The sequence below is a fragment of the Brevibacterium picturae genome, assembly GCF_030453725.1.
Lineage (GTDB): Bacteria > Actinomycetota > Actinomycetes > Actinomycetales > Brevibacteriaceae > Brevibacterium > Brevibacterium sandarakinum_A.
This window is the reverse complement of record NZ_JAKDJU010000078.1, coordinates 1-14,317: the sequence shown is the minus strand read 5'-3', so window position 1 is coordinate 14,317 and position 14,317 is coordinate 1. Positions and strand designations below refer to the sequence as shown.

General features: G+C 65.4%; 10 protein-coding genes. 7 read left to right on the top strand and 3 right to left on the bottom strand.

What is annotated here, in order from left to right; all coding sequences use genetic code 11:
- The first annotated feature begins 133 nt into the window (after nt 1-133).
- Nucleotides 134-2,905: a pyruvate dehydrogenase (acetyl-transferring), homodimeric type gene (aceE, locus tag L0G76_RS09340; protein ID WP_304357005.1), complete on the top strand. Its 2,772-nt coding sequence runs from the start codon at nt 134-136 to the stop codon at nt 2,903-2,905.
- A 118-nt stretch (nt 2,906-3,023) separates the two neighbouring features.
- Nucleotides 3,024-4,349, top strand: coding sequence for a dicarboxylate/amino acid:cation symporter (locus tag L0G76_RS09335; protein WP_304357004.1), 1,326 nt, complete (start codon nt 3,024-3,026; stop codon nt 4,347-4,349).
- 263 nt (nt 4,350-4,612) lie between these two features.
- Here L0G76_RS09335 and L0G76_RS09330 read toward each other — a convergent pair whose 3' ends face one another.
- A complete protein-coding gene (locus L0G76_RS09330; protein WP_304357003.1) occupies nt 4,613-5,398 on the bottom strand; it encodes an IclR family transcriptional regulator in 786 nt (261 codons plus the stop codon).
- Nucleotides 5,399-5,625: 227 nt separating this feature from the next.
- On the opposite strand from L0G76_RS09330, the gene L0G76_RS09325 reads away from it, so the two are divergent.
- From L0G76_RS09325 to L0G76_RS09315, 3 genes are all read left to right on the top strand, one after another.
- Nucleotides 5,626-7,005, top strand: a complete 1,380-nt coding sequence (locus L0G76_RS09325; RefSeq protein WP_304357002.1) for an NAD-dependent malic enzyme — start codon at nt 5,626-5,628, stop codon at nt 7,003-7,005.
- A 105-nt stretch (nt 7,006-7,110) separates the two neighbouring features.
- Nucleotides 7,111-8,418, top strand: a complete 1,308-nt coding sequence (locus L0G76_RS09320; RefSeq protein ID WP_304357006.1) for a DUF6986 family protein — start codon at nt 7,111-7,113, stop codon at nt 8,416-8,418.
- 72 nt (nt 8,419-8,490) lie between these two features.
- A complete protein-coding gene (locus L0G76_RS09315) occupies nt 8,491-9,315 on the top strand; it encodes a bifunctional allantoicase/(S)-ureidoglycine aminohydrolase (protein ID WP_304357001.1) in 825 nt (274 codons plus the stop codon).
- Nucleotides 9,316-9,457: 142 nt separating this feature from the next.
- Here L0G76_RS09315 and L0G76_RS09310 read toward each other — a convergent pair whose 3' ends face one another.
- The gene (locus L0G76_RS09310) at nt 9,458-10,933 is read right to left on the bottom strand and encodes a malate:quinone oxidoreductase (RefSeq protein WP_304357000.1); all 1,476 of its coding nucleotides are present in this window, start codon (nt 10,931-10,933) and stop codon (nt 9,458-9,460) included.
- A gap of 223 nt (nt 10,934-11,156) precedes the next feature.
- Between L0G76_RS09310 and L0G76_RS09305 the strand changes: the two genes are divergently transcribed.
- Both L0G76_RS09305 and L0G76_RS09300 read left to right on the top strand, forming a co-directional pair.
- Complete coding sequence (locus tag L0G76_RS09305) at nt 11,157-12,242, top strand: histidinol-phosphate transaminase (protein ID WP_304356999.1); 1,086 nt, start codon at nt 11,157-11,159, stop codon at nt 12,240-12,242.
- Nucleotides 12,239-13,639: an FAD-binding oxidoreductase gene (locus tag L0G76_RS09300; protein WP_304356998.1), complete on the top strand. Its 1,401-nt coding sequence runs from the start codon at nt 12,239-12,241 to the stop codon at nt 13,637-13,639. Before L0G76_RS09305 ends, L0G76_RS09300 begins: the two co-directional genes overlap by 4 nt.
- A 6-nt stretch (nt 13,640-13,645) precedes the next feature.
- Here the strand turns inward: L0G76_RS09300 and mmuM are convergent.
- Nucleotides 13,646-14,317 (bottom strand): homocysteine S-methyltransferase (gene mmuM / locus L0G76_RS09295; protein WP_304356997.1); only part of this gene is annotated, 672 nt, incomplete at its 5' end.

The following is a 14,317-nucleotide window of genomic DNA, read 5'->3' as shown; positions in this document are numbered from 1 at the left end:
ACCTCCACCCGCGCCGGGGTGGAGTAATCCACGGACGCGTGGGCGCAGATCGCCGGCTTCTGGTTAAAAAACCCGCCGGCGGGCCCCCGGGCAACACCTCCCCGTGGACCCGACGTGTTTGAGAGGGGCAACTATGACCCAGAACACAACCTCGGCGATCCCGAGGGGGACAGGCGACGAAGAGGTCGACGAATGGCTCGAGTCCTGGGAAGGACTCGTCAGTCAGCGTGGAACCCTGCGTGCCAGCGAGATCATGGAGGCGCTGCGTCAGCGTGCCGCCTCGAACTCCGTCGCCCAGCCCAAGGTCACGACCACGGACTACGTCAACACGATCCCGGCCGATCAGGAACCGTCCTACCCCGGTGACGAGCGCCTCGAGCGCAAGTACCGCAAATGGCTGCGCTGGAATGCCGCGATGCTCGTCCACCGGGCCCAGCGGCCGGAGATCTCGGTCGGCGGTCACATCTCGACCTATGCGGGAGCCGCGACGCTGTACGAGATCGGGTTCAACAACTTCTTCCGCGGCCAGAACCATCCCGGCGGCGGCGATCAGGTCTTCTTCCAGGGCCACGCCTCACCCGGCATGTACGCCAGGGCATACCTCGAGAACCGGCTGAGCGACAAGCAGCTCGACGGCTTCCGCCAGGAGGCCTCGAAGGCCCCCAACGGCTTGAGCTCCTATCCTCACCCCCGCCTCATGCCCGACTTCTGGCAGTTCCCGACCGTGTCGATGGGTCTGGGCCCGATCAACTCGATCTACCAGGCGCAGATGAACCGCTACCTGCACAACCGCGGCATCAAGGACACCTCCGACCAGCGCGTCTGGGCATTCCTCGGTGACGGAGAGATGGACGAGCCCGAATCACGCGGCGCACTCCAGCTGGCCGCGAACGAGGGGCTGGACAACCTCACCTACGTCATCAACTGCAACCTGCAGCGCCTCGACGGGCCGGTGCGCGGCAACGGCAAGATCGTCCAGGAGCTCGAAGCGGTCTTCACCGGTGCCGGCTGGAACGTCATCAAGGTCCTCTGGGGCCGCGAATGGGACTCCCTGCTCGACGCCGACCATACCGGTGATCTGGTCCGGATCATGAACGAGACCCTCGACGGCGACTACCAGACCTTCAAGGCCGAGTCCGGCGGATTCATCCGTGACAACTTCTTCGGCCGCTCGCCGGAGACGAAGGGCCTCGTCGAGCACCTGTCCGATGACGACATCTGGAACCTCAAACGCGGCGGCCACGACTACCACAAGGTCTTCGCCGCCTACCAGCAGGCCGTGAACACCACCGGCAAGCCGACCGTGATCCTCGTCCAGACGGTCAAGGGCTACGGCCTGGGCACGACCTTCGAGTCTCGCAATGCCACGCACCAGATGAAGAAGTTCACGGCTGCCGACGTCAAGGCCTTCCGCGACCGCATGGACATTCCGATCACCGACAAGGTCATCGACGACGACCCCTACGCCGTGCCCTACTACCACCCGGGCAACGATGCCGAAGAGATCGAGTACATGCTCGAGAAGCGCTCGCAGCTCGGCGGGTTCCTGCCCAACCGCAAGCCCGAGAACAGCAAGAAGACCCTGCCTGCGGTGTCCGACAAGGCGTTCTCGCAGACGAAGAAGGGCTCGGGCCAGCAGCAGGCGGCGACCACGATGGCATTCGTGCGACTACTCAAGGACCTCATGCGGGAGAAGGGGGTCGGCAACAGGATCGTGCCCATCATCCCCGATGAGGCACGCACGTTCGGCATCGACGCGTTCTTCCCGACCGCGAAGATCTACAACCCCAACGGCCAGAACTACCTGGCAGTCGACCGCGAGCTGTTCCTGTCCTACAAGGAAGCGACCTCGGGACAGCTGCTCCACGTGGGCATCAACGAGGCCGGTGCCGCAGCCGGATTCACCGCAGCCGGAACCGCGTACTCGACGCACGGCGAGCCGATGATCCCGATCTACGTCTTCTACTCGATGTTCGGGTTCCAGCGCACCGGCGACGCCTTCTGGGCCGCCGGGGACCAGATGACCCGCGGGTTCATCATCGGTGCCACCGCCGGTCGGACGACGCTGACCGGTGAGGGTCTGCAGCACGCCGACGGGCACTCGCCCGTGCTGGCCGCGACCAATCCAGCGGTGCGGATCTACGACCCGGCCTACGGATACGAGATCGGGCACATCATGCGTGATGGCCTGCACCGCATGTACGGCGAGCACGACCTCGGCGACGACGCCCGCAACGTCATGTACTACCTCACTGTGTACAACGAGCCGATGCTCCAGCCGGCCGAACCCGAGGACGTCGACGTCGATGGGATCCTGCGTGGGATCCATCGGGTCGCAGAAGCAGGGGCCGGTTCAGAAGCAGGCACCGGCGCCGAGGCTGGGGCCGGGGAGCGTCCCACCGCTCAGCTGCTCGCGTCGGGAGTTGCGGTCCCGTGGGCGCTTGAGGCCCGCGGTCTGCTGACCCAGGACTGGGGAGTGGACGCGGCTGTCTGGTCGGTGACCTCATGGGCCGAGCTGCGCCGCGATGCTCTGAAGTGCGAGGCCGAAAAGCTCGAGAACTTCGAGGCCGAGCCGCGTACGCCCTATGTGCGCGAACGTCTGGGTTCGCAAGCGGGGCCGATCGTGGCCACGAGCGACTTCGACTCCACGCAGCCGGACCTCATCCGACCCTTCCTCAGCCAGGACTTCGCGACCCTGGGTGCCGACGGCTTCGGATTCTCCGACACCCGCGCCGCAGCCAGGCGTCACTTCAAGATCGACGCCCACTCGATGGTCGTCCGCACCCTGCAGCTGCTGGCCGACCGCGGCGAGATCGCGCGCTCCGTTCCCGTCGAGGCGGCAAAGAAGTACAGCCTGAACGAGGTCAACGCCGGTACCTCAGGCACCGCCGGAGGTGACTCCTAGGTTCGACCATTGAAGCGTGGGCCACAAGGGGATAGCGTGATGACCTGACGCCGCAGCATCGACAGTCGGTCATCTGCTGATCAATGGAGAACGCAAGCAGAAGGGCAGGTTCATCTTCGTGGAACAGACATCGGACCCGGGCTCGACCCAACCGGAACCGGACTCATCGCGAACGGATCGGACAGAGAAGACGTGGTGGCAGCGCTACATCGGCTTCCCTCTGATCTGGAAATTCGGAATAGCTCTGGTCCTGGGAGTGATCGCCGGGCTGATCGTGGGCCCGCCGATCGCGACCATCCAACCGCTGGGCGACCTGTTCCTCAGGTTGCTGCAGATGCTGGTGGTCCCATTGGTGCTGGTGACACTGATCTCCGGTGCCGCATCGGCTGCGCCGTCGAGCCTGGGTCGTGTCGGAGGCAAAGTATTCGGCTTCTATCTGCTCACCTCGGTCATCGCCATCAGCCTCGGACTCGGGCTCGGTCTGCTCATCGGACCCGGCACCGGCCTGGACATGCCCAGCACAGGCGAGGACCCCGAAAAGGCTCCGCCCCTGATCGAGACGTTCTTGAACATCTTCCCGGAGAACATCTTCCAGGCGCTGGCCGAAGGCAACGTTCTGGCAGTCATCTTCGTCGCCGTGATCATAGGCTTTGCTGTGGGGACGATGGCCTACAGCGAGGACGCAAGGCTGCGAGAGCTCGCCGAACCGGTGAAGAAGCTGGCCGACGCCGGCTGCGAGGTCATGTTCAAGATCGTGCGCGGTGTTCTGGAATACGGACCGATCGGCGTGTTCGCCCTGATCGCAGTCGTCGTGGGCGAGACGGGCACCGACTCCTTGCTGCCCATGCTCAATCTCACCGGCACCGTCTACCTCGGCATCGCGTTGATGATCGTGGCGTACTCGCTGTTGCTTCTGGCATTCAAAGTCAACATCGCCCGATTCTTCGGTGCCGCCAAGGACCCCATGCTGACCGCCTACGTGACCCGCTCATCCAGTGGGACCCTGCCGGTGACCATGCGGGCCGCGGAGAAGCTGGGGATCCGGGAAGGAACCTACGGTTTCAGCCTGCCCTTGGGCGCGACTATCAATATGGACGGAACCGCTCTCTACGTGGGTGCGTCCACGCTTTTCGTGGCCAATGTGTCCGGAGTCGACCTCAGCTTCGTTCAATTGCTCGAGGCCGTTGCGGTCGGAGTGCTGGCGTCGATCGGCACGGCCGGCGTTCCTGGAGCCGGGCTGATCATGCTGTCGCTGGTGATTTCACAGGCTGGCCTGCCGTTCGCCGCAGTGGCGCTGGTCGCCGGGGTCGATGCCCTTCTCGACATGGCCCGGACCATGTGCAACGTCACGGGTGACCTGGTCGTCACCCGCATCGTCGCCCAGACCGAGGGGCAGGTCGAAGAACCGTCTCGGGTGCGGAAACGAAGTCGCAGTCGCCGCTAGAGGCTCGGCCCGTCGGCGGAAAGCGATTGTCGTGTGCCGGTGACGAGCACCGGCGACCTCGGACTGGCCACGGTAGCTCTGCGGAAGTGGACGCACGGGGTGCTGTCCGCTCATGCAGCCGGGATCTTGACAGATTCATCGCCGTGGAAGCAGGAGCTTTCGAGTTCTCTACATTCGAGAATGACCCGGCGCAGCTGCGCCCGACTGCCGGTCATCGACTCAGCGTGTGTCAGTCACGAACTCGCCGGCAAAGGAGATGCGCCCTAGTCAACGCGCTGCATATCGGTCGATATCTGCTCGGCGGCCGAGCGCAGCAGCGGGATCGCCCGGTCTGCGAAGGCCCGGTCGACGCGGCTGACGGGTCCGGAGACGGAGATCGCCAGGGGAGCCGGCGCATCTGGGATCGACATCGCGAAGCACCGCACGCCCAGCTCCTGCTCCTGCTCATCGATCGAATACCCGCGGTCGCGGATGCGCGCGAGCTCGGCCTCGAGGTCCTCGACGGTGCCGATGCTGTATTCCGTCGGCGTCGGCATTCCGGCGGTCGTCACGATGTGGCGCACCTGTTCGGGGTCGAGGCCGGCGAGCATCGCCTTGCCCACTCCGGTGTCGTGCATATGGGCGCGGCGGCCCACCTCGGTGAACATCCGCATCTGGTGCTGTGAGGCGACCTGATCGACGTAGACGACCATGTCGCCGTCGATGGTCGCGACGTTCGCGGACTCGCCCAGCTCATCCACGAGTGTGCGCAGGTAGGGGCGGGCGATCGCGCCCAGTTGGGCCCCGGCGAGGTTGCCCAGGCGGATGAGGCCCGGGCCCAGCGCATAGCCGCGGTTGGGCAGTTGACGCACCACGCCGAGGTTGACCAGAGTATTGAGCAGGCGGTGAATCGTCGGCAGCGGTAGGCTCACCTCGGCGGCGATGTGACTGAGCGTCGCAGAGCCCGAGGAGTTTGCGATGCACTCGAGCAGCCCGAAGGCACGTTCGACGGATTGAACGCCGCCCTTTGTCTGGCGGATCGCGGGGGGCTTAGTATCATTGCTGGTCATCCCAGTTCCTCTTCCTCGTCCATTGAGATTCGTGTTCGTTGACATGCGTGGCAGGCTCGACGCTGAGTGCCGCCGCCATGAAACCAGGATCGCTGCGCGAAACTGCCACTCAGTCTAGTCCTGAAATGGAAGAAAGTTTCCGTTCGCGAGCATTCTGGCTAGATTTTCCACTATACAGAAGATAATATCCGTACTACGGAAAAGACTTATCAGAGAGGATAACTTCCATGGCTGTTCCCAGTCCCGGATACTCAATCACTCTTCGAGTGGAGACCGCGGTCGGTCAGACTTCGACGTCCGACCTCGTGGCCGCTGCCGCGGCAACAGGTGCGGCGATCACCGCGCTCGACGTTGTGGAATCCACCCCGCGCACGGTGATGATCGACGTCAGCGCCGATACACGCGACGTCGCACATGCCGACGAGGTCGCAGCCGCACTCGGCACGCTTGACGGCGTCGAGGTCCACAAGGTCTCCGACCGCACCTTCCTGCTCCACCTCGGCGGCAAACTCGAATCTGCCCCCAAGGTGCCTCTGCGCAACCGCGATGACCTCTCCCGCGCCTACACGCCGGGCGTGGCCCGAGTGTGCACGGCCATCGCAGAGAACAAGGCTGATGCCCGTCGTCTGACGATCAAGCGCAACACCGTCGCGGTCGTCACCGACGGCACCGCGGTCCTCGGCCTCGGCGATATCGGCCCCGAAGCCGCGATGCCCGTGATGGAGGGCAAGGCGGTTCTGTTCAAGCAGTTCGCCGGCGTCGACGCCTGGCCGGTGGCCCTCGATACGAAGGACACCGAGGAGATCATCTCCATCTGCAAGGCCATCGCCCCGGCCTACGGCGGCATCAACCTCGAGGACATCTCCGCGCCTCGGTGCTTCGAAATCGAGGCCAGGCTCCGTGCAGAGCTCGACATCCCCGTCTTCCACGACGACCAGCACGGCACCGGCATCGTCACCCTCGCCGCGCTGAAGAACGCCCTCAAGGTCGTGGGCCGCAAGCTCGAAGACCAGCGCATCGTCGTCTCCGGCGTCGGCGCTGCGGGCAACGCGATCATCCGCCTGCTCCAGGTCGCCGGTGCGAGGAACATCATCGCCTGCGGCCGCGACGGCGCGATCGGACCCAAATCCACCGTCGACACCGAACACAAGGTGTGGCTGCAGGCCAACACGAACCCCGAAGGGTTCGACGGCACCCTCAAGGAAGCCGTAGTCGGTGCCGATGTGTTCATCGGAGTCTCGGCCCCGAACGTGCTCGACGTCAGCGACATCCAGGCGATGAACCAGGAGGCTCTCGTCTTCGCGATGGCCAACCCCGATCCGGAGGTCGACCCCGCCGAGGCCCTCAAGCACGCCGCGGTCGTCGCCACAGGGCGCAGCGACTACCCGAACCAGATCAACAACGTTCTGGCGTTCCCCGGCATCTTCCGCGGACTTCTCGACGCCGAAGCGACCGACATCGACGAGAACATCATGGTCGCCGCCGCAGACGCGATCGCCTCGTGCATCCCGGAGGACGAACTCCATCCCGGCTACGTGGTGCCATCGGTCTTCGACCCCGACGTGGCGAAGAAAGTGGCCGAAGCCGTCGCCGCCGTCTCCTCCTGAACCCCGACCGGTCTCCTGACACAGGAGGCCGGTCGCTGCTTGATGAGAGACAATGGTGGGAGACCAGCCCTCCCGCGCAATGATGCTACGAAAGAGAATGTGAAATTGGATCACTCAACGTTGGCCGACATCGACACACTCCTGGCGGACACGGACGAACTGCTGAGCACGCGGTACCCCGGCGAGCGTGATGTCCGACAGCCCGTGCACACCGTCTACGTCCCCGGGCACCTCTCGACCCCGGCCCTGCCCCGACAGTGGGGTGAGCAGGCGCTCGAATGCGTCGAGGCCAACGGCGGCATGGTTCAGCTGGCCGAACGCGTCATCGTCGCCTCCCGCAAGGAGACCCTGGCCCCCGACAGCCAGACCATGCCGAATCTGCATCAGGTCGCTCGGGAGGCAGAGATGCTCGCCGAGGCGGTCACCCGAAAACTGTCCACCGAACCGATCGAGGACCTCAGGTTGGACTTCGAGGACGGGTTCGGCAACCGCGGAGACGACACCGAGGACGGCTGTGTCCGCCAGGCCGCGCGCAACGCTGTCGCCGGACTGGACGAGCCCGGTGCCCCGGCATTCTTCGGCATCCGCTTCAAGTGCATGGAGGCCGATACCCGTGCCCGCGGTCTGCGCACCTTGGATCTCTTCCTCGCCGAGGTGATCGCCGCCCACGGATCCCTGCCCAAGCAGCTGGTCCTCACGCTGCCCAAGGTGAGCACGGTCGACCAGGTGTCCGCCATGGTCATTGCCTGCCGTGGTCTCGAAGCCCAGCACGGCCTCGCCGAGGGCTCGATCACCTTCGAGGTCCAGGTTGAGACCCCGCAGCTCATCCTCGGCGCCGACGGCACTGTGCCGCTGGCTCCGGTCCTCGACGCCGGCGCCGGGCGCATCACCTCCCTGCACTACGGCACCTACGACTATTCGGCGTCGATGGGTGTTGCCGCCGCCTACCAGGCCATGGACCACCCGGTGGCCGATTTCGCGAAGAACCAGATGATGCTCGCGGTCGCCGGCACCGGCGTCCACCTCTCCGACGGTTCGACGAATATCATGCCCCTCGGCGAGCCCGAGGAGATCCAACGTGCCTGGAGCCTGCATTCCGGGCTGGTCCGCAGGCACCTCAAGCGCGGAATCTACCAGGGCTGGGACATGCACCCGCACCAGCTGCCCACACGCTTCCTCGCGACCTTCCGCTTCTACCGCGAAGGCGCCGAGCGAGCCGCCACCCGACTGCGCAACTACGTGTTCCAGGAGGACTCGGCCGTCCTCGATGAGCCCGCGACAGCCAAAGCGCTGGCCCGCTACCTGGGCCGCGGCCTCTCCTGTGGCGCCCACACCGAGGCGTTCGTGACCGACCGGACGAAGATGTCGGTGCAGACCCTCAACCGCATCGCCGCCACCGGCGCGGCCGAGTGACCTGCCGACCGCCTCGGCGACACACCACCAGCTGGTGCTGACCAGCACCGATCCGAAGGAGAACACGCACACATGACGACGACCGACCCCTACACGTACTGGGCGCCCACCGGCGGGCATCCGCCGCAGTCGGACCTGCTCACCGACCGTGCGATCGTCACCGAGGCGTACACGGTGATCCCGCGCGGAGTCATGCGCGACATCGTGACCTCGAACCTGCCCGAGTGGACCGGGACCCGCTCCTGGGTGCTGAGCAAACCGGTGGCCGGGGGAGCGGTGACCTATTCACAGACCATCCTCGAAGTCGCCCCGGGCGGCGGATCGGACAAGCCCGAACCGCAGGCCGAGGTCGAAGGGTTCATCTTCCTCATGGCCGGTCAGCTCGAGATCACCCACGAGGGCCAGGCCCACACTCTGACGCCGGGCGGCTTTGGGTTCCTGCCCGCGGGTTCGACCTGGAGCGCGAAATCCACCGGCGCCGAGGCGGCCCGTTTCCATTGGGTGCGCAAACGCTACCAGCCTGTGGCCGGGCTGATCCCGGAGGCCAAGTTCGGCCAGGAGTCCGACGTCGAGCCGGCGGCGATGCCGGGCACCGACAACCGGTGGCGGACGACCCGGCCTCTCGATCCCGAGAACCTGGCCTATGATATGCACGTCAACATCGTGACCTTCGAACCCGGTGCCGTGATTCCCTTCGCCGAGACCCACGAGATGGAGCACGGCCTCTACGTCCTCGAGGGCAAGGCCGTCTACCGCCTCAACGGCGACTGGGTCGAGGTCCAGGAGGGTGACTTCATCTCGATGCGCGCCTTCTGCCCCCAGGCCTGTTACGCCGGTGGACCGGGCCGCTTCCGCTACCTGCTCTACAAGGACGTCAACCGCCAGGTCGAGCTGTAGCTGCCGCCGGCGTTGGGGTGAATGCAGTAACCGCTTGCCGGAAGTGCCTAGGTAGAGCACACGTGACGTGCTTTGGCACTTCTGGCAAGCGGTTACTGCGTTCGGCCGACTGTGCGGCCAGGCGCGGCCGGCTGTCAGCCGATCAGATCAGCTGCAGGGTGCGGGCCGTGTACTCGGAGAGTTCCTTGAGCAGGGTCTCGTCATCGGCGAGGCTGTGTCCCAGCGAGGGCACCATGTCCTTGATGTCGGACTCCCAGCCGCTGTATTGGCGCGGAAAGCAGGTCTTGAGCAGGTTGATCATGATCGATACTGCGGTCGAGGCTCCGGGGGAGGCGCCGAGGAGAGCGGCGATCGACCCGTCGGCCGAGGAGATGAGTTCGGTGCCGAAGCTCAGCACTCCGCCCTTCTTCGAGTCCTTCTTCATCACCTGCACACGCTGACCGGCCTGGATGAACTCCCAGTCGTCAGGGTCGATGTTCGGAATGAACTCGCGCATCGACTCGAAGCGGGCCTTCTTCGACGAAGCCAGTTCGGAGACGAGGTAGGTGACGAGGTCGGTGTTGTCCTTGGCCACATTGAGCATCGTGGCCAGGTTGTTCCCACGCACCGAGAAGGGCAGGTCGGTGAATCGTCCGCCCTTCAGGAACTTCGGGGAGAAGCCGGCGTAGGGTCCGAACAGCAGGTGGTCCTTGCCGTCGACGACTCGGGTGTCGAGGTGAGGCACGGACATCGCCGGGGCGCCGAAGGACGCCTGGCCGTAGACCTTGGCCTGGTGGCGGGCGACGAGGTCGGGGTTCGAGGTGCGCAGGAAGATGCCAGAGACGGGGAACCCGCCGTAGCCGCGGCCCTCGGGGATGCCCGACTTCTGCAGCAGCGGCAACGCACCACCGCCGGCGCCGACGAAGACGAACTTCGCGTTGACCTTGTGGGTCTCGTGCGAGAGCAGGTCCTTGACGGTGACGACCCACCCGTCGGAGGATCGTTCGAGCTCGGTGACCTGGTGACTGGTGCGAACGGTGGCACCCTTGTCGCCGACGTAGCGCAGCAACTGGCGGGACAGCGATCCGAAGTTGACGTCCGTGCCGATCTTCGTCCGTGAGATGCCGTTGACCTGTCCGGGTCCACGGCCCTCGAACATCAGCGGCAGCCACTCGGCCTGGGTGTCGGGATCGTCGGTGTACTCCATCTCGGAGAACAGCGGGTTGCGCACCATCTGCTCGTGACGGTTCTTGATGTAGTCGCGGCCCTTCTGGCCACGGCCGTAGCTGATGTGGGGGACCTGGTTGATGAAGGACTTCGGGTCCGGCAGGACGCCGTTGTCGACGAGGTGTGACCAGTACTGACGGGAGTGGTGGAACTGCTCGTTGATCTGCGAGGCCTTCGCAAGATCGATGTGGCCGTTCTCGTCCTCGGGAGTGTAGTTGAGCTCGCACAGGGCGGCGTGGCCGGTGCCGGCGTTGTTCCACGGATCGGAGCTCTCATCGGCGACATAGTCGAGTTTCTCGTAGACCCGGATGTCCCATTCGGGCTGAAGCTCGGTCAACATGGCGCCCAGAGTGGCGCTCATGATGCCGCCGCCGATCAAGACAACGTCAACCTTTTCCTGCGTTGAGGGCATTTCAACTCTCATTCCTCGTCAATGACTAAGCGACTACTTGTATTCGACTCACAGACTACTCTCCACGTCAGGCGAACCAGTAACCCGGGAGGGGCCCGGAATGGCCGTGCGATGATTCTCACAGCGGATGTTCGTCCGCAGTCAGACGCATTTTCCGACCATTCGGACGTTTAGCCGGTGGACACCTTGTGTCGTCGGCCACAGGGTGTGCAAATATGGGCACATGTCGAATCGCTTCCTTCTTCGTGATGCCCTGGCCGAGTTCCCGCCCTATGTCCCGGGCAAGCCCCCGACCACCGCGCCGGGTCTGAAACCCTACAAACTGTCCTCGAACGAGAACCACCTGGCGCCGCTGCCGGGTGTGGTCGACTCGATCGCAGAGGCCGGGCAGGTGCCCGCGAACTATCCCGACCCGAAGTCGACGAAGCTGGTTGCCGACCTCGCGGCCCACCTCGATGTCGATGCCTCCGAGATCGTGCCCGGTGCCGGTGCCTCGGAGATCCTGTCCGCACTGACGAACATCACCCTCGAGGCCGGAACCTCCGTCGTCTACCCGTGGCCTTCGTTCGAGATGTACCCGATCCTCGCCTCGGCGCGTGGTGCGCAGAAGCGTCCCGTGCCGCTGCTCGAAGACGGCCGCCATGACTTCCAGGGTCTGGTTGCCGCCATCGACGATACGACTCGTCTCATCCTGCTGTGTTCGCCGAACAATCCGACCGGACCGTCGGTCTCGACGGTGGAGCTCGACGGCTTCATGGCAGAGGTCCCGGCCGAGGTCATCGTCGTCCTCGACGAAGCATACTTCGAATTCGCCACCGACGCCGAGGTGGTCGATGGGATGGCGGCGTACCGGAAGTTCCCGAATCTGGTGCTGGCACGGACCTTCTCCAAAGCGCATGGGCTGGCGGGATTGCGTGTGGGCTTCGGCGTCGCCGATCCGACCATTGCGACTGCACTGCGCCAGGTGATCGCGCCGTTCAGCGTCACCTCGGCGGCCCAGGTCGCGGCCGTGGAATCGCTGTCGCGCAACGATGAGGTCCTCGTCCGTGCCAAGGAAGTCGCAGCGACCCGTGACCAGTTCGAACAGGACCTCAGCGATGCGGGCCTGACCGTCTCCGATTCGCAGGGCAACTATGTGTGGGTCAGCCTCGGCGACGAAGACGCGCAGGCCTTCGAGGAAGCCTGCGCCGCGCAGGCCGTGGCCATCAGACGCCTGAGCGGGGGTGTGCGCATCAGCGTCGGGCCCGATGAGGCGCTTGATCGGGTGCGCGAGGTGGCGACGGCATTCGTGGAGTCCAGGACCGCATGAGCACGACGGTGCAGGCTCCGACGCAGGATCTCGAAGCGCAGCTGAGCGCCGGATCCTTGGTCACGGACCGGGACGTCATCGATGCCTACTCCTCCGATAAGGCCCTGTTCTGCCCCGCCGGGCAAGCGCTCGCCCTGGTCAGGGCGCGGTCGGTCGACGACGTCGTGGCCGTGATGGCCTTCGCCACCGAACACCGCGTCCCCGTCGTCACGCAGGGTGCGCGGACCGGGCTGTCCGGAGCCGCGAATGCGATCGACGGCTGTCTGCTGCTCAACGTCGCTGCGATGGACGAGATCGTCGCCATCGACCCCGTCAACCAGACGTGCCGAGTCCAGCCCGGAGTCATCAACCAGGACCTCAAGGCGGCATTGGCCGAGCACGCACTGTCCTACCCTCCCGACCCCGGCTCGGTCGCGATCTCGACGATCGGCGGCAATGTCGCCACGAACGCGGGCGGAATGTGCTGCGTGAAGTACGGAGTGACCAAGGACTACGTGCGCGCCATGACCGTGGTGCTCGCCGACGGCACCGTGACGAAGCTGGGCACAGCCACCGCGAAAGGCGTCGCGGGACTCGACCTGGCGGCCCTCCTCGTCGGCTCCGAGGGCACTCTGGGCACCATCGTCGAGGTGACGCTGGCCCTCAAACCGGCACTGCCCCCGCCGATCACCGCCGTCGGGATCTTCCCCGACACGGCCTCGGCCGGACGCACGGTCACCGAGTACATGGGATCCGGAGCCGCCCCGTCGCTGCTCGAACTCATCGACGGGCCGAGCGTGGCGATGATCAATGCCTACGGTGATTTCGGCCTGCCCGACGATGTCGGTGCCCTGCTGCTGGTGCAGTCGAATGCGTCGGGCGCGGGAGCAGTAGAAGAGCTCGAAGCCTTTCAACGCATCGCCGAGGCCAATGGCGGCACCGAGGTCTTCGTCTCCGATGACCCGGCCGACTCCGAACTGCTCGTTGCGGCCCGTCGTGCCGTGGCCCCGGCGATGGAGAAGTACGCCAATGAGCGCGGGGGCGGAGAGCTCGTCGACGACGTCTGCGTGCCGCGCTCGGCGCTCGGAGACTTCTTCGAGAAGCTGCGCGCCATCGCGACCGAATTCGACGTCGAGATCGCCACCGCCGGTCATGCCGGTGACGGGAACATGCACCCCTCCGTGATCTTCGACGCCGGCGACGAATCCCAGGTGGCGCAGGCGCAGGAGGCTTTCGCGGCGATCATGCAGTTGGGCCTCGACCTCGGCGGCACGATCACGGGCGAGCACGGTGTCGGCTTCCTCAAACGCGAGTGGCTCGGGCACGAGCTCGACGCCGGCGCGACGCTGATGCACCAGAAGATCAAGGAAGCTCTCGATCCCTTGAGTATCCTCAATCCGGGGAAGATGTTCGGCTGAGCCCGGTCACGCTGAGGCGGTCACCGCTGCTGCGAGTCCGGCGATGTCCTCGGGTGTCGTTCGGCAGCAGCCGCCGATGAGCCGGGCGCCCGCCTTCCTCCACGCAGCGATGGTTCCAGGGCTTGCATCGAAGTGTGGGCCAGACTGCCATTCCATCGCTGTTGCGTCGTAGCTCTCGCCCGAATTGGGATAGGCGATCAGCGGCAGATCGGTGTGCTGGGCGAAGGTCGCCAGTGCTCCTTCGACCGAAGAAGGGCGAACGCAGTTGACGCCGATTGCGCGGATCGCCGTGGTGCCGGCGATGGCCTCGACGACTTCGGCGAGGGAGGAGCCATCGGCCAGATGGTGATCGTCCGAGAGAGTCACACTCAGCCATGCGGGAACGTCGAACTCTTCGGCAAGGCCGGCGAGCACTGTGATTTCTGCCAGGCTGGGCTGCGTCTCGATGGCCAGCAGATCGGCACCGGCCCTGACCAGGGCTTCGATGCGGGGACGGTGGAAGGTCGCGAACTCCTCATCGCTCAGGTGATAGTCGCCCGTGTATTCGGAGCCATCGCCCAATGCGGCCCCATAGGGGCCGACGGACCCGGCCACGAGCGCGGGAGTCGCGGAGTCGTGCCCGGCGGTGACCGCGCCGGCAGGTGCGCCGGCTGGTTCGGCAGCGACTGCGGCGGCAGC